Below are 22,289 nucleotides of genomic sequence, written 5' to 3'. Positions count from 1 at the left end.
TTCCTCTATCTAATTTATTAATCGAATAACTACAGATTAATAATCGTCATCATCTTGATTATTATTTGGATTATTTCTAGGTTGCTCTGCCGCACAATTCACTGCTTCACTTTTTGCTAAAACAAAAATGAATGCAACAATGGCGCCAACAATGGCGTAGGTTACCATTGTTACATTAAGTGGTTTTGCAATTACCGCAATAAAATAAGCCAATAAAAAAAAGATGATGTAGCTCTTTTTACCAATAACATAAATGGTTAATGCTATACCTACCGCAGCAAGTCCACCCCCTATGACATTCAGGATATGAAAAACAAGCCCACCAGCATTTGATTTAATTACATCGGCAATAATCGGCGCACCAAAGTATAATGCGACAAACATAAATGGTATAAATAAAGCACAGCTACAAATAATGGGTAGTATGATTATGGAGAAAGTTAATTTTGAACTATTGGCTTCTTGCGCATATTTTTCAGTTAATTTCATAATCATAGTATTAAAGAAAAATCGTAGTTGATATAAATAAGAGCCTAATAAACCTACAGGGACAGCGACCGCAACAGCAGCTGTTGGTTCCATTTTTCCAAGTAATGCAACAGGAACAGCAACTGCTGTAGCAATGGAAGGCTCTGATGGCATTTGACCACCAGGAGAAAAGACGCCCATATAAATTAGCTGTATTGCAGCTGTTGTTATCATTGCATTTGCAATATCATTAAATACAACACCAACAATTAAACCAGTCATCATTGGAGTAAATCTTAACGTTAATGTTGCTCCCCCCAATCCCCGTGACATTACCATCGCAACCCATACAGAAATAATCGCTGCTTGCAGAAAAGTTACATGCATTTCTGGCATATATAAACTCCTTAATGTTTTTTATTATTACTTAACAATTTAAAATAAATCATTAAGAAACAACTGATTGAAGTTTTAACTTATTAACAAAATTCTCTACATCTTGCACACATTTTTCCCCCATACCTTGCAAACATTCAATTGCATAAGCGGAAGTATGTGGAGTAACAAGCACTTTAGGATGTTTAACTAAAGGATTATCGTTATATGCTGGTTCAGCATACATTACGTCAGTTGCATGCCCAGCGACAATACCACTATCAAGCGCAGTTAATAATGCGCTTTCATCAATCAATTCAGCTCTTGCGGTATTGGTGATATAAACACCTTTTTTCATTAAAGAGAATTGGTGCGCTGTTAAAATGTGGTAACTGGTTTCATTTAAGGATGCGTTTAAAGAGATGATGTCTGCATGTTGTAGTAGATAATTTAAATCAACAATTTCAATGTTATTTTCACTCGCCCACTGTTTATTGACATTAGGATCAACAACAAGTAGCTGGGCATTAAAACCATGTTTAAATATTTCTGCTACTCGGCTGCCAATGTTGCCACAGCCAATAACACCAACAACTTTACCAGTAACATTAATACCTAAAAAAGAGGCTCTATTTTTCCATTCATTTGACTTAACGGCAGCTTGGGATTGCACTGTTTTTCTAATTAATGCCAGCAAATTGGTTACTGCATTTTCAGCAACAGCATCGCGTTCAACCAATGGGGGAACAATAGTAACAATTGTGCCATGCTTTTTAGCTGCAATAATATCAACGTTATTAAACCCTATTCCATGGCGAGAAAGTAAAAATAGAGGATTTTTTCGATTATCAAAAAACTCTTTGTTAAAAAATGGTCTAACGCTTGCAATAAAAATATTGTATTCTTGCAATGTATTGGCTAATTCCTTACCAGAAATATTACTCTCGAAAGTGAAATGTTTCACTTCACCTATTTTTTCTAATCGATTTAGATGATCAGGAAAATATTTTCCAAAACTACTTGAGTTAATTATTGCAATTTTATAATTTTTCACGCAGCCCTCCTAATTAATAAATCATGTATCTTTATAAATTATGGATTGAAAAATAAATGTGATTTACTTCCCTTCTAATCATTATGTGACTGGTAACATTTAGTATAGTTTATTACTTTTGGTAAAAAATGAATTCAGATCACATATTTAAAAAATTTTCATTAACAACAGGTGTTATTTAATCAATCATAAGCCGTTGAGAATAAAAATTTTCAGATAAGTTTTGTGGAAAATAGCGATATGAAGTTAGCTATCAGCGGGACTGTATTCTTGTATTTTAGTCAATAAAAAAGGGCAATTATGCCCTTTTCAAACTTATTATTTCAAATCGGTTCATTACTTTTTATACGCATCATTATGAACACCAACCGCCGCACGACCAGATGGATCGTTTAGATTCTTAAATGATTCATCCCATTCAATTGCTTTAGCGGTTGAACAAGCAACAGTTGGTCCACCAGGTACGCAACGAGCGGCACTTTCAAGTGGGAATAATTCATCAAAAATTTCACGATACATATAAGCTTCTTTCGATGTTGGTGTATTGTATGGGAAGCGGAATTTTGCGTTTTCTAATTGCTGATCAGTAATTTTACTTTCAGCAATCTCTTTTAATGTATCGATCCAGCTATAACCAACACCGTCTGAGAATTGCTCTTTTTGACGCCAAATAACCGATGCAGGTAAGTAAGACTCAAATGCTTCACGTACAATGTGTTTTTCCATTTTGCCATTACTGCCACACATTTTATCTTTTGGATTAATGCGCATTGCGACATCTAAGAATTTTTTATCAAGGAATGGTACCCGAGCTTCAACTCCCCATGCTGCCATGGCTTTATTCGCTCGTGCACAATCATACATATGTAGCGCTGCTAATTTACGTACGGTTTCTTCATGGAATTCTTTTGCATTTGGCGCTTTATGGAAATAGAGATAACCACCAAACACTTCATCAGCACCTTCACCAGATAGTACCATTTTAATGCCCATTGCTTTGATTTTACGTGCCATTAAATACATTGGTGTAGATGCACGAATAGTGGTGACATCGTAAGTTTCAATAAAATAAATTACATCACGAATTGCATCAATCCCTTCTTGAATAGTAAAGTTAATTTCGTGGTGCACTGTGCCTAAATGATCAGCAACCGCTTGCGCAGCTTTAAGATCTGGGGCTCCTTTTAAGCCTACAGCAAATGAGTGTAATTGTGGCCACCATGCTTCAGATTTTTCATGATCTTCAACTCGGCGTGCTGAGAATTTTTTAGTGATTGCCGAAATGACCGAAGAATCAAGCCCACCTGATAATAAAACACCGTAAGGCACATCAGACATCAAGTGGCTTTTTACCGAATCTTCTAACGCAACACGAAGTGCATTAATATCGGTTTGATTATCTTTAACATTTTCGTAATCCATCCAGTCACGTTTGTAATAGGTTTTTATTTCACCTTCGGTGCTCGATAGATAGCATCCAGGAGGGAAAGCCTCAATGGTTTTACAAACTGGTACTAAGGCTTTCATTTCAGAGGCAACATAAAAGGTACCGTTTTCATCATGCCCTGTATACATTGGAATAATACCAATATGGTCACGACCAATAAAATAACTACCTTTATTGATGTCATAAAGAATAAAAGCAAACATGCCTTGTAATTCATCAAGACAATCAATTCCTTTTTCTTGATATAAAGCAAGAATGACTTCACAGTCAGAGCCTGTTTGAAATTCATAACGATCTTTATACTGATTTCGGAGTTCTTGATGATTGTAAATTTCGCCATTTACCGCTAAAACTAGGGTTTTATCTTTATTATAAAGGGGCTGAGATCCTGTATTGACATCCACAATTGATAAACGTTCATGAGCAAGAATAGCTTTATCAGACGCAAAAATACCAGACCAATCAGGACCGCGATGACGCTGTAGACATGATAACTCTAGTGCTTTTGTTCGTAGTTGTTCTGGATCTGATTTAATATCAAGAATACCTAAAATCGAACACATTGATTTTCTCCATTTCAAATCGCATAAGCGATACTATTACAAGTAAAAACTAATTAAATAAAAACTTTACCATCTTTTTATTAAATAGATAAATATAAAAAAGCGGTAAACAAACATTTAAGCAAACAGCATACACATTATTAATACACAATTAAAGTGTAATGTCGTTATACTTTCTCGGTTGTTGCAAAAAACAAATGATTATTTTATTAACCACTGACCTTGTCGTTTTATATATTGACCTGTTGGGGTCTTTTCTTGCGCTTTACTACCCGCTTTTTTTTCTACTTCATTTAAAGGGACATGGCTTTCATTAGACACTTTTTGGTATTGGGTTTTACGTGCCTGATTAATCAGTTGCGCAATTTCACTGGCATTGCCTTCATTTTTAACAACGCCTAAATAACCATCAGCCTGTTCACCAACAAGACCTTGCGCTTTGGCTTGGCTTAATGAATCCATGGCTTGCTCTAAATTTAATGCAAATGTAGAAAAAGATAACATAATGGACAATAATGCTATGGTTGCTTTTTTACAGATAGTCATAACAAACTCCTTAGTAAATACATCATATTTTATTGATTTGAGTGTGAATATAGATTGTTCTACTGACCACAATCAAAAGAATAGATGAAAATAAAACTTATACAATTAATATAATCCAGATTTATTGATTATATTATCTAATGCTTTATCGACTTTAATATTAATTTCATGGTCTATCTTAACGTTTAAATTGATATTAATTGGCTCGCTAGGTGCTTGTACTTTAACCGTCGGCGAACATCCGATTAACATACCTGCTAATACCATTATAACCATAACATTTCGCATCATAAAATAACCCCTTATTTTGAAGATTCTTTTTTTAAATGTGCTTGAATTCGTTTACGAACTGGTTCGCTAATTTGATCAGACAACTGTAAACTCATCAGCAATTTAGTCATGTTTTCTTCAAGATTGATATTTAAATTAACCGCTTTGCCATTTTCGACATCTAAATTGCTTCCTTGGATATTTAATCCAAGCTTGGCTATTTCGTTGGCATAATTAACAGTACCTTGTAACTTAGTATAATGAAAATTTTTAATAATATCAGTGAGTATTTTCATATTAGGGTTATTTTGTGCATAATTTTTCAAAGCAGAATTTTCAAACTGTAAATAGCCTTCATTGATTGTGGTTAACTGACCATTTTTAATCGCAAGTTCAAACGCAGATCCACCTTTCTTTTTCGCTTTTAGTAATGTAACGGGCAAATAACCATCAATTGTACCTACCCCAGCAAGTCCTTCAGCTGGGTATTTAGCAAGAATCTCTTTTAACTGTATTTGCTTTAGCCTTAAACTTAATTGTTGGGGTAATTTAGCTAAATTCAATTTACTTGGTTTAATAGACACAGAACCAGAAAAAATTGATGCTTGAGCTTTTTTCAAGTTTAGCTGCCCTTGAGCTATTGTCTTGAGTGGTGCGTTATAAATACCCGCTAATTTTACTTGCTCAAAGGCTATGCCTAAATTGACTTCTTGTATATTTAAAATAGGTACTGATGCAGTAAATTGATTATCTTTAATAACAATTTTGATGTTGCCTGTTGCTGATTTTATTTCGCTATTTTTGTAAATGCCATCGAATTTATTAACAATGAAATCAGTTGTAGTAGCTAATTTTTTACTTTCAATAGGAATAGCCGATTCAACTTTAAACGTAAAAACGCTTTCTAAACGACCAAGTATCAGATCATCAGATAAATTAGCTTTTTCTAACATCAGTGAGGCATGACCAGAATTGACTAACATAAATTGATTACTGGAAATCCACCCCGTGAATGGCAAAGTTAATTTGCTATTTTCTATACCAAATTGGCTTAAATTACTGGTCAAAATACCATTTTGAATATCAATACGTGAATCCACTTCATTAAATAGTAAAGTGGTAGACAGTTTTGCCGAATATTGATTATTACTCGACACAGCTAATTGTATAGATTCTAACTGTTTAGTTGCATCAATTTTTACGTCAAATTGTTGGTTATTTTGTGCATAATATGTTAACGAATCGATATGAATTTTTTTCGGCAACCAATCAAGCATGGTTGAAATAGTGGAGAGGTCAAAATTAGCTTGATGCACATCTTGAATTGTCGTATCAACAACTTTTTGCGTGGCTTTGACAAGCGCTTTTGCATCATTTGGTTGCCAGTAAATATCAATGTTTTTTGCCGATAACTGTGACCATGAGACAAGTAAATTTTTCGCTGTTACGGATAATTGAGACGGCTGAGATATAGTAAACTCATCAAAAGATAAGCCTTCAAAACTCATATTTATGCCATGCCAATCTATCGATAGATGATATTTTTCTTTAAATGATATCCAATAATGCCAACCACAAAAACCTAATATCAAATTGGTAAGCAAAATAATCAATAAAAACCAATAACGTTTTTTTAAGCGAACCATAGAAGTTCTCGGTTTGGCAAAAATAATTGCAGGCAACATCCTGCAATTACTATAGGTTAATTTTAAGATTGCTCACGCAGTGTAATATATGCAAGTGCCTTATCTATTCTTGCAAGCGTTCGCTTTTTTCCTACCGCAAAAACCGTCGCATCAACCGATGGTGATTGCCCTATGCCTGTTATGGCAACGCGTAGTGGCATGCCGACTTTTCCCATGCCAACATTGAGCTCTGTTGCTGTTGCTTCAATAGCATGGTGAATTTTATCAATTTGCCAATCAAAATCAGCAATTTCTGTAATTTTTGCTTTAATGGCTTCCAATGGCTCTTTAGCGACAGGACGTAGATGCTTTTTAGCTGCATCTGCATCAAAATCATCAAAATCCTGATAACAATAGGCACACGATTCAGCCATTTCTTTAAGGGTTTTACAACGTTCACCAAATAGTTTAATAATTGTAATAAGGTCAGGGCCTTTTGATAAATCATATCCTTGTTGATTCATATGCCATACTAAATGTTGAGCCACATAATCAGCGTCCAGATGATTAATATAATGATGGTTTAACCAAAGTAATTTTTCAGTGTTAAAGGCGCTGGCTGATTTGCTCACCGCACCTAATGAAAAATAGTTAATCATTTCAGGTACTGAGAAAATCTCTTGATCACCATGAGACCAACCAAGGCGCACTAAATAGTTAAGTAGAGCTTCAGGCAAATAGCCATCATCACGATATTGCATTACACTTACCGCACCATGACGCTTAGATAATTTTTGTCCATCATCGCCTAAGATCATCGATACATGTCCATATTCAGGAATCGGTGCACCTAACGCTTTTAGAATATTAATCTGACGAGGTGTGTTATTAATATGATCTTCTCCACGAATAACGTGAGTAATTTCCATATCCCAATCATCAACTACTACACAAAAATTGTAGGTTGGTGAACCATCAGTGCGGCGAATAATAAGATCATCAAGTTCTCTATTGGCAATCTCAATCGGTCCTCGAATTAAATCATTAAAGATGACAGTGCCATCAATAGGGTTAGCAAAACGCACAACATGAGGTTCATTATGGCTGTGTTCTTTTTGTACTGAATCACAACGACAATGTCCATCGTAACGCGATTTTTCACCTTTTGCCATTTGTTCTTCGCGCAATTTTTCAAGCCGTTCTTTAGAACAGTAGCAACGATAAGCAGTACCGTTAGCTAACATTTCATCAATGACCTGATTGTAACGATCAAAACGTTTAGTTTGATAATAAGGACCTTCATCCCATGATAATTTTAACCAATTCATACCCTCCATAATCGCTTCAATCGCTTCTGGCGTTGAACGTTCAAGATCAGTATCTTCAATACGTAATACAAATGCACCTTTGGCATGGCGAGTATAGAGCCAAGAATAAAGCGCTGTACGTGCACCACCTACATGTAAATAGCCTGTTGGGCTAGGTGCAAAACGGGTTTTTATTTTCATGAAATAATCCTAATAATAACAAAAAAGCAAACTTAAATAGCCAAATGGCGACAAATGCCTTTTTATTCTGCCAATATTAACAAGCAGAATAACATGTTGATATCAATTCAATTTAGTTGCTTATTCTAACACGCCGAAAAGTTTGAGCAATAGTGCCATTAGTGCCAAAAAGTTACGCCATAATTTATAAAAAATTTTCTGTAAAATATGCGATTTAGCATAAAAAAGCGATTAACTATTTTATTTAAGGCTAACTTATTTGGCGCTGATTTGGCATTAATTAGTGTGCCTCATCCCAGTTATTGCCTATTCCCACGTCTACCTTTAATGGTACGGATAGTTGGTAACAATTTTCCATAATGGATTTTATTTGGTCACGATATTGCTCAACCAACTCCTCTTTTGCTTCAAATACGAGCTCATCGTGTACTTGCATTACCATCCTAATATTACCTACAGGCTGGCTTTTAATCCAGTCGCTTACCTTAATCATCGCTGTTTTGATAATATCAGCTGCTGTGCCCTGCATTGGCGCATTAATGGCGGCTCGTTCAGCTCCTCGGCGTTCAATGCCACTTCCTGATTTAATTTTAGGTAGATATAATCGTCGACCAGATAGCGTTTCAATATAACCTTGTTCTGTCGCTTGTTGGCGGATTTCGTCCATATACGTTTGAACACCTGGATAGCGTTCAAAATAGCGATCGATATAAAATTGGGCTTCTTTTCGAGCAATATTAATTTGTTTTGATAAGCCATATGCACTCATACCATAAATTAGCCCAAAGTTAACGGCTTTTGCTCGTCTTCGCTCTTCAGAAGTTACTTCAGATTCAGATTTTCCCAAAATTTCGCTAGCTGTGACACGATGAATATCTTTGTTGTGAGAAAAAGCATCAAGTAAACTTTTATCTTGCGATAAGTGTGCCATGATACGCAATTCGATTTGTGAGTAGTCGGCAGAAATAATCTTATAACCTGTTGGTGCAATAAATGCCTGTCGAATTCGACGACCTTCTTCATTGCGAACAGGAATATTCTGTAAATTAGGCTCATTTGAAGACAATCGTCCTGTTATCGTACCAATTTGGTTATAATTAGTGTGTATCCGATGATCAACTGGGCTAAGCATTAATGGTAATTTATCAGTATAGGTATTTTTCAACTTAGCTAAGCTACGATAAAGTAAAATCATGCGTGGTAGCTCATATTGATTAGCTAGCTCGCTCAAAACCTCTTCACTAGTTGAAGGATCGCCTTTGGGCGTTTTTTTGAGTACTGGTAATTGATGCTTATCAAATAAAAGAACTTGAATTTGCTTAGGTGATGCTGGGTTAAATTTTTCACCTGCTAACAATTGTAACGTTTCTTGAATTTCGTTCAATTTGTTATTCAACTCAGCTGAATGCTTATTTAATAATTTAGCATCCACTAGAACGCCTGTTCTTTCCATTTCAGCTATTATAATAGCAAGTGGCATTTCAATATCAGTGAATAGTTTTTTTAATTTTTGGTTTTTTTCAAGAGTTGGCCATAACTTATGATGCAATTGCAATGTAATATCGGCATCTTCCGCAGCATATTGTGTGGTTTTTTCTACCTCAATAGCATCAATAGTAACTTGAATTTTATCAAATTTAGTTAATTCATCATAAGTAATCGTCTTGTGGTTCAAATAGCGATTGGCCAAACTATCCATATCATAACGTTCAGTGCTGTTTAGTACATAAGATTCAAGCATAGTGTCAAATGCGATACCTTGAACGGTTATGCCATAGTTGGCCAATACGCTGTAATCAAATTTTGCATTTTGAGCGATTTTTTTTATTTCTGGATTTTCAAGTATTGGTTTCAATTTAGCCAGAACATCATTGAGAGGAAGCTGTTTTGGAACACCTAAATATTGGTGAGCAAGTGGAATATAAGCCGCTTGGTAAGGTTCAACACTCAATGAGATACCAACTAATTTAGCGTGCACATGATCAACATTATCCGTTTCGGTATCAAAAGCAAATTGCTTGCTGTTGCTTAATTTGGTTATCCATTCATCGAGTTGTTCATTGGTTAATATACACTGGTAATCGGTTTCATTTTTTTGCAAAGTTGCTGTAGGTTGTTCTTGAGAAAATAAATCATCTTCAATCTCGACAACCATATTTTTTTGTTGCTTTAGGAAGGTACCTGCAATTAATTCTTTTTGCCAACGATGAAAACCATAATAACTAAATAACTCAATTAACGCATTAACGTCAATATTTCCGATCAATAATTGTTCATTGGTAAAATCTAATTTAACATCCGTTTTGATTGTTGCTAATAGATAAGAAAGTTCAGCATCATTCTGATTATCAATCAATTTTTGTTTTAAGGATTTAGCTCCTCGAATAGCCAATTTTTCAACATCATCTAATCGATTATAAATATCTTTTACACCATCAAATTGGGATAATAAACTTTGTGCTGTTTTTTCACCTACTCCAGGCACACCAGGAATATTATCGGAAGAATCACCTCTTAACGCTAAATAATCAATCATCTTTTCTGGTGGAACACCAAATTTTTCCATGACACCTTTTGAATCAAGAATGGTATTATTCATGGTATTAATAAGTGTAATTTTATCGCTTACTAACTGCGCCATATCTTTATCGCCAGTACTAATCAAGACTTCAAGATTTGCCTTTTCTGCTTGCCTAGCCAATGTACCAATTACATCATCTGCTTCAACACCTTCAACACAAAGCAGTGGTAGTCCCATCGCTTTTAAAATGGTATGAATAGGCTCAATTTGTGGGCGAAGATTTTCAGGCATCGCTTCACGAGTAGCTTTATATTCACTATAAATTTCGTTACGAAACGATCCGCCTTTAGCATCAAATACAACAGCAATATGTGTCGGATCGTATTGATTTAACAAGCTACGAATCATATTAATGACGCCAAAAATAGCGCCTGTTGGTTCACCTTTGGCATTAGTTAAAGGAGGGCATGCAAAAAAAGCACGGTAAAGATAAGAAGATCCATCAATTAAAATAATTGGTGTGTTATTTGGCATTATAGTTACCTAAACGTTATGCTATATAATAACTGACAGTATAACCTAATTAGTCATAATATTCTTATCATCATAGATAATATAATGTAAAGATGTTTCAGGTTAGTTAGACGTTTCAGCAAAAAACTATATATTGCACCACAAGTGTTATATAATATCGTATTCAATTTCACCTGAGTATTTGATAAATGACAGTATTAAGTCTTGCCGCGCAAAAAGTCAAAGATGCACTAGCAGCCAAAAATCTTGAAACTCCATCATGCCATCTAGCTATGAATAATAATGAGCGTAAAGCAAAAATCGAGGCTCATTTTCGTGAAATTATGAAATTAATGGAGCTTGATTTGACGGATGACAGCCTTGCTCAGACCCCTCATCGTGTGTCAAAAATGTATGTTGATGAGATTTTTTCTGGCCTTTATTATGAAAATTTTCCGAAAATTACGTTAATCGACAATAAAATGCAAGTGGATGAGATGATTACCGTTCGTGACATTACATTAACTAGTGTATGTGAGCACCATTTTGTAACAATAGACGGTAAAGCAACGGTTTCTTATATTCCAAAAGATAAAGTAATTGGTCTGTCTAAAATCAATCGCATTGTTGAGTTTTTTTCACAGCGTCCCCAAGTACAAGAACGGTTAACCCAACAAATTTTAGTAGCTCTACAAACTTTGCTTGGTACGGTCAATGTTGCTGTTTCAATTGATGCCACTCACTACTGTGTAAAAGCAAGAGGAATTAAAGACTCTAGTAGCATCACAACAACTACTGCGCTTGGTGGTGGATTTAAAACTAATCCAAGCACAAGACAAGAGTTTTTACGGGCACTTAATCATTACTGATCTTACTAATGGTTATATTTGGTTAATTAAGTTTTGGACATTGGTCAACAATCAAGCTGTTGCCAAAACTAGTGCAAAAAGCTCGATAGAAAACCGCAATACCTAGCTTTATATTTCGTGCATCTTCAAGAAAGATTGGTATAATTCTTGGTTACTTAATATAAATAACATTGTTTTCATGAAGATTATCCGTGGTATAACTAATTTAAAAAATCAATTCTCTCAATGTGTTTTAACCTTGGGAAATTTTGATGGTGTTCATTTAGGGCACCAACAGTTAATTAACCATATTATTAAACAAGGTAAAAAGCGAAACTTGCCTACAGTTGTGATGTTGTTTGAGCCACAACCACTAGAGTTTTTTACACAAAATAATGCGCCCTCACGGTTGACTTCATTTCAGGAAAAAGTCATTTTTATTGAAAAATTTGGTGTTGACTATATTCTCGCAATTCCATTTACAAAAAAATTTGCTCACATGTCAGCGAATCATTTTATTCAAGATTGGTTGATTAATAAGCTGCAAGTTAAATATATCGCCATTGGTGATGATTTTCGATTTGGATTTGACCGTAAAGGAGATATAAACCTTTTACAGCAATATGCACATAACAACGATTTTATCGTCGAAAGTATGCCAACATTTGTTTGGAATAATTTTCGTATTAGTAGCACAGCTGTGCGCCAAGCACTTTTAAATAACGACTTTAAATTGGCTCATTGTCTTTTAGGTCGAGATTATACCATTCAAGGTCGCGTAATACATGGTAATGCTTTGGCAAGACAATTAGGTTTTCCAACCGCAAATATTCACTTACACCGAAAAAAGCCTGCACTACAAGGCGTCTATTTTGTTAAAGTTAGAAATATTTGTAATAATCAACTTTATGATGGCGTTGCCAATATTGGTTTAAGACCAACCATTAATGGAAAAAAGGCGATTTTAGAAGTGAATATATTTGACTTTTCGGATGATATTTATGGACAATATTTAGACATAACATTCATCGAAAAATTACGCGATGAGAAAAAATTTGATTCATTAGCAGAATTAAAACAACAAATTACACAAGATGTTTGCACTGCGAAAAATATCAGTGCACAATTAACCAATTAAAAAGTAGTATCAACAAATTTAACTGGAATAAATCAGCATGACAGACTATAAAAATACATTGAATCTACCTGAAACAGGGTTTCCTATGCGAGGCGATCTTGCTAAGCGCGAACCAGCAATGTTACAAAATTGGTACGATAAAGAACTTTATCGCAAAATTCGCTCTGCGAAAAAAGGTAAAAAAAGCTTTATTTTGCATGATGGTCCTCCTTATGCCAATGGGAAATTACATATTGGTCATGCCGTTAATAAAATCCTTAAAGACATTATTATCAAATCAAAAGGATTGAGTGGCTATAATTCACCTTATATCCCTGGATGGGATTGTCATGGTTTACCGATTGAGCAAAAAGTTGAGGAGCAAGTTGGTAAACCTGGGGTTAAAGTTTCGTCTGCTGAATTTCGCCAAATTTGCCGTGATTATGCGGCTTCACAAGTTGAACTACAAAAGGCGGATTTTATCCGTATGGGGGTATTGGGTGATTGGCAAAATCCTTACCGTACAATGGATTATAATACGGAAGCAAATATTATCCGCACTTTAGGTAACGTTATAAAAAATGGCCATTTAGTCAAAGGTGCCAAACCCGTCTATTGGTGTACGGATTGTATGTCATCTTTGGCAGAAGCTGAGGTGGAATATTATGATAAATCATCGCCAGCAATTGATGTAAAATTTAAAGCGGTCGATAATCAAGCTGTAGCAAATAAATTTGGTATCAATACCGACTTAACGATTTATGTTGTAATTTGGACTACCACACCTTGGACTTTACCAGCAAGTCGAGGAATTGCTTTAAACACTGATTTTGAATATCAGCTTGTTCAAGTCAATGATAAAGAATGCTTAATTTTAGCAGCTGATTTAGTTGAATCTGTGATGAAACGAGCCAATATCAGTGAATGGAAAGTGTTAGGTAGCTGTCACGGTGATGCGCTTGAGTTATTGCGTTTTAAACATCCATTCCTTGATTTTGATGAGCCAGTTGTACTTGGTGATCACGTTACTATTGATGCTGGTACTGGTGCAGTACACACCGCCCCTGGTCATGGGGTAGAAGACTTTATGGTAGGTCAAAAATATGGACTTGAAGTCGCCAATCCTGTTGGTGGTAATGGTTGCTACTTATCAGGAACAGGTGCAGGTTTAGACGGGTTATTTGTATTTAAAGCGAATAAAGTCATTGTTGAGATCTTAAAAGAACATAATGCATTATTACACTTTGAAAATATTGAACATAGCTATCCATGTTGTTGGCGCCATAAAACACCTGTTATTTTTCGTGCGACACCGCAATGGTTTATTAGCATGGAAAAGCAAGATTTGCGCTTGCAATCATTAGAAGAAATTAAACAAGTGCGTTGGATCCCGGATTGGGGACAAGCGCGCATTGAAACTATGGTTGCTAATCGCCCAGACTGGTGTATTTCTCGTCAGCGTACGTGGGGTGTACCTATGACATTGTTTGTACACAAAGAGACTGAGGAACTTCACCCAGACACATTAGCTTTAATTGAAAAAATAGCTAAGTTAGTTGAAAAAGATGGCATTCAAGCTTGGTGGGATGCGGACATTAAAGATCTTCTCGGTCCAGATGCTGATGATTATCGCAAAGTTCCTGATACGTTAGATGTTTGGTTTGATTCTGGATCTACTTTTTCATCGGTGGTTCGCGCTCGTCCAGAATTCGAAGGTCATGATGCCGACATATATTTAGAAGGTTCAGATCAACATCGTGGTTGGTTTATGTCTTCGTTAATGTTATCTACTGCAATTGATAACAAAGCGCCTTATAAGCAAGTGCTTACTCATGGTTTTGTGGTTGATGGACAAGGTCGTAAGATGTCTAAATCTCTCGGTAATATCGTTACCCCCCAAGAAGTGATGAATAAGCTTGGTGCCGATATTTTACGTTTATGGATTGCATCTACCGATTATTCGGGTGAAATGAGTTATTCAGATGAAATTATCAAACGAGCGGCGGATAGCTATCGTCGTATTCGTAATACTGCTCGCTTTTTGCTAGCGAATTTAAATGGATTTTATCCAGTGACCGATATGGTTAAGCCAGATGATATGGTTGTACTTGATCGTTGGGCGGTGAGCATGGCGAAAGAAGCACAAGAACACATTATTCAGGCATATGAAAATTATGATTTCCATAAAGTTGTACAACGCATTATGCAATTTTGTTCAATCGAAATGGGATCATTTTATTTAGATATCATTAAAGATCGTCAGTACACAGCCAAAAGTGATAGTATTGCACGCCACAGTTGTCAAACCGCTTTATATCATATTGCTCAAGCTATGGTTCGCTGGATTGCTCCGATCTTATCATTTACTGCAGATGAAATCTGGCAATACTTACCAGCAGCAGAAAAACAAGAATTCGTTTTTGAAGATGAATGGTATAGCGCATTATTTGCATTATCGGATAATGAAACCTTGAATAGTGAATACTGGTCGAAAATTTTAACAATTCGTAGCGAAGTGAATAAAGTACTTGAACAAGGTCGTAATGATAAAGTAATCGGTGGTGCACTTGAAGCGGCCGTTACTCTTTATGCTGATGAAGAGATTGCTACAACATTAGCTAAATTAGAAAACGAATTGCGTTTTGTTTTACTTACATCACAAGCTAGCGTTAAACCATTACAAACAGCACCAGAAAACGCTGTACAAAGTGATATTCAAGGACTGAAAATTGAGTTGGCCAAAGCACAAGGCGATAAATGCCCTCGTTGTTGGCACTACACAACAGATAATGAACCAACAACCCATTTATGTAAGCGTTGTGAAGAAAACATCCATGGCAATGGCGAGATAAGGTATTTTGCATAAGCAATAATAAAGCCATTTAACGCACAAAATCAGCTATAGCGATCCCTATAGCAACCTAGTACCCTTTCCGCCGACGATTGTCGGCGGAAATATAATAATGAGCATAAATTATATGAAAAAAGATAACGGACTTTACTGGTTATTATTTGCAATCATTGTTTTTATCATTGATATAACAAGTAAATTTTGGATTATAAATAACTTCTCGTTATTTGAATCAGTGAACCTTCTACCCTTCTTCTCGATCACTTATGTCCGCAACATTGGGGCTGCCTTTAGCATTTTTGAAGGTCAACGTACAATGCTTGCTGTTTTTGCTTTGATAATCAGTGCCGTGATTATGCACATGTTATACCGCAATAGTCGTAAACAAAAATTAGAGAACCTTTCATTATCACTGATTCTGGGAGGAGCATTTGGTAATTTATTTGATCGTATTTACCATGGTTTTGTGGTTGACTTTTTAGATGTTAACTTTGGTAATTGGCATTATCCAACCTTTAATATTGCTGACTGTGCAATTTGTGCGGGTATTGGCTTATTTATTTTCTGTAATTACAAAAAACCGAAGAAGACAGCATAACATGCAAATTATTTTAGCCAACCCTCGTGGATTTTGTGCAGGTGTTGATCGTGCTATCACCATTGTTGAACGTGCACTAGAGTTATTTGGTGCACCCGTTTATGTCCGCCACGAGGTTGTACATAATCGCTACGTTGTCAATCGCCTAAAAGAATTAGGTGCGATTTTTATTGAAGATATTAATGAAGTTCCTGACAACACGATTCTTATATTTTCAGCGCATGGTGTATCTAAAGCCGTTCGAGAAGAAGCCAAACAACGTAAGTTGCGCGTTTTTGATGCGACTTGCCCACTCGTGACTAAGGTACATATGGAAGTTGCTCGATCTAGTTATCGTGGCGAAGAAGTCATTTTAATCGGTCATGCTGGTCACATTGAGGTTGATGGAACAATGGGGCAGTATAATAATCCTGAAGGTGGTATCTATTTAGTCGAATCGATAGATGATGTACAAAAACTACAAGTAAAAAACGAAAATAACCTTTGCTTTACCACTCAAACAACTTTATCGGTTGATGATACTGCCGAGATCATTGTCGCTTTAAAAAAACGTTTTCCTGATATTCGTAGTCCACGTAAAAATGATATTTGCTATGCCACAACCAATCGCCAACAAGCGGTAAAACAGCTATCCTCGCGCGCAGATATTGTTTTGGTCGTCGGTTCTAAAAATTCATCTAATTCAAATCGTCTAGCAGAGCTTGCTAGACGCAATAGTAAACAGGCTTATTTAATTGATTTTGCTTCAGACATCCAAAAAGAGTGGTTAGTAAACGCGCATACCATAGGGGTAACCGCTGGTGCTTCTGCTCCCGATATCTTAGTGCAACAAGTCATTGATCACTTGAAAAGTCTTGGTTGTACATCACTCATTGAAACAGATGGTATTTTAGAAAATATCACTTTTGAAATTCCTAAAGAATTACGCATCGATGTCAAATCTAGCTAATTATTTAGTAATAGCTTTAAGTCGCTCAAATTTCAAGAGTAATTGCTCTTGTGTTTCAACGTGTTGAGGATCGGCTATAATTGCATTTTGAATAGGGCAAACGCGCTGGCAAGTAGAATGATCATAATAACCCACACATTCCGTACATTTATTCGGATCGATTTCATATGTGTCAAAGCCCATTGAGATAGCCTCGTTTGGGCACTCAGGCTCACACATATCACAATTGATACATTTTGATGTTATTTTTAGCGCCATTGCTTTGTTATCTTCATCAACTCTATAAATTTGCGCCATTATAGCGCAATCGCAAATAAATCAGAATAAAGATCACATTATGGCTGATTGGGTCGTTCAATTATTGTAAAAAAGTTTCAGAAAAATATGCGTTGTAGTATAAAATGAATAACTTATATTAGATAATTTTCATAATTATTACAATTTATTAAGAATAGTTATCAATTTCATTTTTATTTATTGCGATACAATGTCGAAAAAATAATAACAAAACATAAGGATGAAAAAGATTGTTAAAGTTTTTTAAAAAAAAGTATTTATTCATAGCCGTCATTACTTTTGCAATTATTTATATTACAAAAATAATTTTTTTCTCTTCGCAAACGACAGTTAATTATATTACGTCACCGGCAACAAAAGGCAATATTGAAAAAACAGTCCTAGCAGATGGGACAATTAGTGCATTTAAACAAGTCAGTGTTGGTGCTCAAGTTTCGGGTCAAATTAAAAAGCTTTATGTTGAATTGGGTGATGAAGTTAAACAAGGCGATATGATTGCCGAGATTGACGATCTTAAACAAAGTAATGATTTAAAACAATCAGAAGCATCACTCAATAGTTTAGAAGCACAACGTGAAGCTAAAAAAGCAAAATTAATTAACTATCAATTAACCTATGATCGCCATCGCAAGTTGGTTAATAAAGGCGTTGGTGTTCAATCTGATTTGGATGCAGCAAAAGCCGAGCTTGATGTAATTAAAGCCGATATTGCAGCACTTGATGCCGATATTGTTAAGGCACAAGTTGCCGTAGATACAGCGAAAGTGAACTTAGGATATACTAAAATTCGCTCACCTATTGATGGTATAATTGTCGCAATCCCAGTCGATGAAGGGCAAACAGTTAACTCTGTTCAAAGCGCACCAACCATAGTTAAAGTAGCTCAGCTTGATAAAATGACCATTGAGGCACAAATTTCTGAAGCTGATGTGGTTAATGTTAAAAAAGGAATGCCGGTTTATTTTACTATTTTAGGTCAACCTAATAGGCGTTTTGATGGTTTAACTCTGCGCGCAATCGAGCCTGCGCCAGACTCAATTAATACAGAGACAACCTCGTCAAGCTCATCATCTACAAAAAGTGCAATTTATTACAATGGGTTATTTGATGTTGATAATCCCGATCATATTTTAAGAATTTCAATGACAGCACAAGTTTATATCGTTTTGTCGGAAGCAAAAGATGTGCTAACTATCCCTTCTCAAGCCATCCAAAAAAAATTAGATAAAAATAAAGCGGTTATTTATCTGTTAAATAAATATAAAGAAATTGAAGAGCGTGAGGTTATTTTGGGTGCCGATAACAATATCAATGTTGAAATAAAATCAGGCATTAAAGAAGGCGATATTGTTGTGGTCAGTAGCGCTAATGGCGCATCAATAGGCAATAATGCAAGATCACCAAGGATTCGATTCTAACATGGAGAATAATATACCTCTTATCAAGCTTGAGAATATTGTTCGTGAGTTTCCAGCAGGAGATTCAACCATACAAGTTCTTAAAGGCATCAATCTGACAATTAATGCTGGTGAAATGGTCGCTATTATTGGGGCTTCAGGATCTGGAAAGTCCACTTTGATGAATATTTTAGGCTGCCTAGATAAACCAACTTCAGGGACTTACTCAATTAGTGGGCGCGCAACAAGGAAGTTATCACTTGATGAGCTAGCTGAATTACGTCGTGAGCATTTTGGCTTTATCTTTCAACGTTATCATTTATTAAACGCACTAACTGCACGAGGAAATGTAGAAATTCCTGCTATTTATGCGGGTATTACTAGCGAGCAACGACAAAAAAGAGCGAACGAAATTTTAACCCGTTTAGGGCTTGCCGATAAAATAGATAATAAACCGAGCCAGTTATCAGGAGGACAGCAACAACGAGTCAGTATTGGTCGAGCTCTAATTAATGGTGGGCAAATTATTTTAGCTGATGAACCAACAGGAGCCCTCGATCGTAAAAGTGGTTTAGAAGTAATGGCAATATTACAAGAATTGCACCAACAAGGTCACACTGTTATTATTGTTACTCATGATTCGAATATTGCTAAAAGTGCCCAGCGAATTGTTGAAATTAGTGATGGGAATATTGTTTCTGATTCAATTAATCCAAATTACCAATCTGAACAAAATTGCAATGCTAATCGCCAAGTTAAGCAGATCGAAGCGACTAAAACGCAAGATAATTTCTGGGCAAAATATTATCGTTTTCGTGATGCGTTTAAAATGGCTATTTTATCGATGGTCTCACAACGGTTACGAACTATTTTAACTATGTTAGGTATTATAATTGGTATTGCCTCTGTGGTGTCAGTTGTCGCATTAGGTCAAGGTACCAAACAAAAAATTTTATCTAATATTAATTCATTAGGAACGAGTACTTTAGAAATTTATGCCGGATCGGGATTTGGTGATCGCAATGCGGATAAAATCACTACACTGCGCTCATCTGATGCGGATTTTTTAGCTCAACAAAGCTTTGTTCATAGTACAACCCCAAACCTTGCAACCAGTGTCTATTTTCGAATTAACAACCTTGCTGTAATAGGAACCGTAAATGGTGTTGGTGAGCAATTTTTTGCCGTTCGTGGCTATAATATTACACAGGGGAAATCTTTCGATGAAACAAGTATTATTGCTTCCACACAAGATGCGGTAATCGATGAAAATACGGTTAAACGATTATTTGCCAATCAAAATCCTATTGGAAAAATTTTAATGGTGGGACAATTACCAGTAAGAATAATTGGTATTGCTACCAAACAACAACAAGGGTTTGGTAGCAATGAGAGTTTAAATATTTGGTTACCTTATACCACAGTTATTAATCGTATGGTTGGGCAAACGTCATTAAAAAGTATTACGGTACGCGTTAACGATAATGTTGATCTATCGGTTGCTGAGCAAGCTATTAATCAAATTATGTTAAAAAGGCATGGCACAAAAGACTTTTATATTTTTAACTCAGACAATATACGAGAAACAATTAATTCCTCAACTTGGGTAATGACTCTATTGGTTTCAGCTATTGCGCTAATTTCACTTATTGTTGGCGGTATTGGGGTGATGAATATCATGTTAGTCTCGGTCACCGAAAGAACTCGCGAAATTGGTGTACGTATGGCGGTTGGGGCTCGTTCAAGTGATATACTACAACAATTTTTGATCGAAGCAGTATTAGTCTGCCTAATTGGTGGAACAATAGGTATTTTACTTTCATTTGCTATTGGGTTTGTTTTTAATGCTGTTGTTACGTCATTTGCTATGAGTTTTTCCATTCTTGCCATTATTGCCGCATTTAGTTGCTCCAGTATAATTGGCATTATCTTTGGCTACTTTCCAGCAAGACGAGCTGCTAAGCTTGATCCTATTCATGCTTTAGAAAGAGAATAATCATATTCTTATAATAAAAAATCCCTTTGCGTAAAATAGCTATGCAAAGGGATGGTAATATTAGTACTAAACGCTTAACTTATCTATTAAAAATAATAGGTTATACTTTTAGTAAAAAATGATAACAATGATATATCATCACATTATTTTTTATCGGAATTTGTTTTTTGCTCTACTTTTGCATTAGGATCTAACCCAGCAACAAATGCTGTCACTCTTGCATAGTCATTAATAAATGCTTCATCACTAGTTATATTAAGTTGATTTGCTATGATAAAAAACTTACGATTAACAATAACAGTAGGAATAGACTCTGGTTTCATCTCTTTAATTGCACTTGCTTGTTGCGCCATAAAGGCTTTAACTAAAAAGCCATCTTTGGTTTTATCATACACTTCACCACTGATACCTAATTTTTCAAAAACCACTTTAATATCATCAGCTGTTTTTATTGTTTTATCTTTTTGAACTGCATTATAAAGTGCATCTGAAGCTTTATCTTCAATACCAAGGACATTCGCTACAGCCCACGCTTGCGCAAGCTCTTTAGCTAGTGGTCCAAAATCCTCTAAATGATAACGTTTAAATTTAACACCCTCTGGTAAAGCTTTACCAATGGTGTGCGAACCTTGATTTTGAATTTCAAATCTAAAACAGCTTGGACAATTAAACGAAAAAAACTCTATAACTTCTTTGTCGGGTGAAGGGTTTGTTGGTAATGCAGCATATTGTTTGCCTAATTCGATCGGCTCTGGCGCAGTTGTGGTTATTGATACTTCGGATTTAGTTGTTGTTTTACCTTCATCTGCAAAACAGTTTACAGAAAAAAGTGCAATACTAATTGCTATCAGCGTTTTTTTCATATTCATAATCCTCCTTATTCTTTTATAATTCCACGTGCTTTTAACAACGCAGATTTAAAATCTTCTTCATAATCTTTTTTTAGGCCTGGAATAGCTTCGCTCTTATCTGAGCCTCGCATTTTTAAATGATAAATTAAAACTTCGTCACTCAAGTCCTTTAATTCACCTTCAAACCCCGCTTCTTGACCCAATTTAGCTAAAAATTGTAATAGGTTAAGATCTGAATCACTTTCCCAAGCGGGTTGTAATAATTCCATTACTTCATCAATACGATGACATTTCATAATTAATACCTTTTTTAATCCTCAAAGTAATTGAAGATGATGATATAAAATTTAATTTACATATTAAAAACAGGCTGGTATATACTCAATTTCATGAATAATTGAGCTGCTATGTTTAAAATATGTATGCTAAAACTTAAAACAACTTTGTTATATAGTAATGTTATTTTGTTTTTTGGCAATGCAAAAGAGAAATAAT

Annotated in this window: 18 protein-coding genes; 7 read left to right on the top strand and 11 right to left on the bottom strand. The window is 35.4% G+C overall.

Annotated features, from left to right (window positions below; all coding sequences use genetic code 11):
- Positions 1-36: 36 nt before the first annotated feature.
- The 8 genes from A9G45_RS01225 to polA all read right to left on the bottom strand — a co-directional run bounded on the left by A9G45_RS01225 (position 37) and on the right by polA (position 10,911).
- Positions 37-855, bottom strand: coding sequence for a PTS sugar transporter subunit IIC (locus A9G45_RS01225; RefSeq protein ID WP_081297772.1), 819 nt, complete (start codon positions 853-855; stop codon positions 37-39).
- Positions 856-916: 61 nt separating this feature from the next.
- The gene (locus tag A9G45_RS01220) at positions 917-1,897 is read right to left on the bottom strand and encodes a D-isomer specific 2-hydroxyacid dehydrogenase family protein (RefSeq protein WP_065566096.1); all 981 of its coding nucleotides are present in this window, start codon (positions 1,895-1,897) and stop codon (positions 917-919) included.
- 336 nt (positions 1,898-2,233) lie between these two features.
- Complete coding sequence (gene asnB, locus A9G45_RS01215; RefSeq protein WP_065566095.1) at positions 2,234-3,907, bottom strand: asparagine synthase B; 1,674 nt, start codon at positions 3,905-3,907, stop codon at positions 2,234-2,236.
- 201 nt (positions 3,908-4,108) lie between these two features.
- The gene (locus tag A9G45_RS01210) at positions 4,109-4,453 is read right to left on the bottom strand and encodes a YdbL family protein (RefSeq protein ID WP_065566094.1); all 345 of its coding nucleotides are present in this window, start codon (positions 4,451-4,453) and stop codon (positions 4,109-4,111) included.
- Positions 4,454-4,558: 105 nt separating this feature from the next.
- A complete protein-coding gene (locus A9G45_RS01205; RefSeq protein ID WP_218056985.1) occupies positions 4,559-4,744 on the bottom strand; it encodes a YnbE family lipoprotein in 186 nt (61 codons plus the stop codon).
- 11 nt (positions 4,745-4,755) lie between these two features.
- Positions 4,756-6,408 carry an intermembrane phospholipid transport protein YdbH family protein gene (locus A9G45_RS01200; RefSeq protein WP_065566093.1) on the bottom strand — a complete coding sequence of 551 codons (1,653 nt, stop codon included), beginning with the start codon at positions 6,406-6,408 and terminating at the stop codon, positions 4,756-4,758.
- 23 nt (positions 6,409-6,431) lie between these two features.
- On the bottom strand, positions 6,432-7,856 hold the full coding sequence (gltX, locus tag A9G45_RS01195; protein ID WP_065566092.1) for a glutamate--tRNA ligase: 1,425 nt from the start codon (positions 7,854-7,856) through the stop codon (positions 6,432-6,434).
- Between the two features lie 280 nt (positions 7,857-8,136).
- Positions 8,137-10,911, bottom strand: a complete 2,775-nt coding sequence (gene polA, locus A9G45_RS01190) for a DNA polymerase I (RefSeq protein ID WP_065566091.1) — start codon at positions 10,909-10,911, stop codon at positions 8,137-8,139.
- Between the two features lie 188 nt (positions 10,912-11,099).
- On the opposite strand from polA, the gene folE reads away from it, so the two are divergent.
- From folE to ispH, 5 genes are all read left to right on the top strand, one after another.
- A complete protein-coding gene (gene folE, locus A9G45_RS01185) occupies positions 11,100-11,759 on the top strand; it encodes a GTP cyclohydrolase I FolE (protein ID WP_065566090.1) in 660 nt (219 codons plus the stop codon).
- 178 nt (positions 11,760-11,937) lie between these two features.
- Complete coding sequence (gene ribF, locus A9G45_RS01180; RefSeq protein WP_065566089.1) at positions 11,938-12,876, top strand: bifunctional riboflavin kinase/FAD synthetase; 939 nt, start codon at positions 11,938-11,940, stop codon at positions 12,874-12,876.
- A gap of 37 nt (positions 12,877-12,913) precedes the next feature.
- A complete protein-coding gene (gene ileS / locus A9G45_RS01175; protein WP_065566088.1) occupies positions 12,914-15,721 on the top strand; it encodes an isoleucine--tRNA ligase in 2,808 nt (935 codons plus the stop codon).
- 112 nt (positions 15,722-15,833) lie between these two features.
- Positions 15,834-16,304, top strand: coding sequence for a signal peptidase II (gene lspA / locus A9G45_RS01170; RefSeq protein WP_065566087.1), 471 nt, complete (start codon positions 15,834-15,836; stop codon positions 16,302-16,304).
- Between the two features lies 1 nt (position 16,305).
- Positions 16,306-17,253 carry a 4-hydroxy-3-methylbut-2-enyl diphosphate reductase gene (ispH, locus tag A9G45_RS01165; RefSeq protein WP_065566086.1) on the top strand — a complete coding sequence of 316 codons (948 nt, stop codon included), beginning with the start codon at positions 16,306-16,308 and terminating at the stop codon, positions 17,251-17,253.
- Here the strand turns inward: ispH and A9G45_RS01160 are convergent, their stop codons facing one another.
- Positions 17,254-17,511, bottom strand: coding sequence for a YfhL family 4Fe-4S dicluster ferredoxin (locus A9G45_RS01160; RefSeq protein WP_065566157.1), 258 nt, complete (start codon positions 17,509-17,511; stop codon positions 17,254-17,256).
- Between the two features lie 269 nt (positions 17,512-17,780).
- Between A9G45_RS01160 and A9G45_RS01155 the strand changes: the two genes are divergently transcribed.
- Both A9G45_RS01155 and A9G45_RS01150 read left to right on the top strand, forming a co-directional pair.
- Positions 17,781-18,968 carry an efflux RND transporter periplasmic adaptor subunit gene (locus tag A9G45_RS01155; RefSeq protein ID WP_065572346.1) on the top strand — a complete coding sequence of 396 codons (1,188 nt, stop codon included), beginning with the start codon at positions 17,781-17,783 and terminating at the stop codon, positions 18,966-18,968.
- A gap of 1 nt (position 18,969) precedes the next feature.
- Positions 18,970-20,943 (top strand): MacB family efflux pump subunit, encoded by a 1,974-nt coding sequence (locus tag A9G45_RS01150; protein ID WP_065568371.1) that lies wholly within the window; start codon positions 18,970-18,972, stop codon positions 20,941-20,943.
- A gap of 143 nt (positions 20,944-21,086) precedes the next feature.
- Here the strand turns inward: A9G45_RS01150 and A9G45_RS01145 are convergent, their stop codons facing one another.
- Both A9G45_RS01145 and A9G45_RS01140 read right to left on the bottom strand, forming a co-directional pair.
- The gene (locus A9G45_RS01145; protein ID WP_176701801.1) at positions 21,087-21,806 is read right to left on the bottom strand and encodes a thioredoxin domain-containing protein; all 720 of its coding nucleotides are present in this window, start codon (positions 21,804-21,806) and stop codon (positions 21,087-21,089) included.
- 14 nt (positions 21,807-21,820) lie between these two features.
- Positions 21,821-22,090: a YihD family protein gene (locus A9G45_RS01140; RefSeq protein WP_065568369.1), complete on the bottom strand. Its 270-nt coding sequence runs from the start codon at positions 22,088-22,090 to the stop codon at positions 21,821-21,823.
- Between the last annotated feature and the right edge of the window lie 199 nt (positions 22,091-22,289).

It is taken from the genome of Gilliamella sp. HK2, from assembly GCF_001690265.1.
Taxonomy (GTDB): Bacteria; Pseudomonadota; Gammaproteobacteria; order Enterobacterales; family Orbaceae; genus Gilliamella; species Gilliamella apicola_C.
The sequence above is the reverse complement of the archived record's forward strand: the minus strand, read 5'-3'. Positions and strand labels throughout refer to the sequence as shown.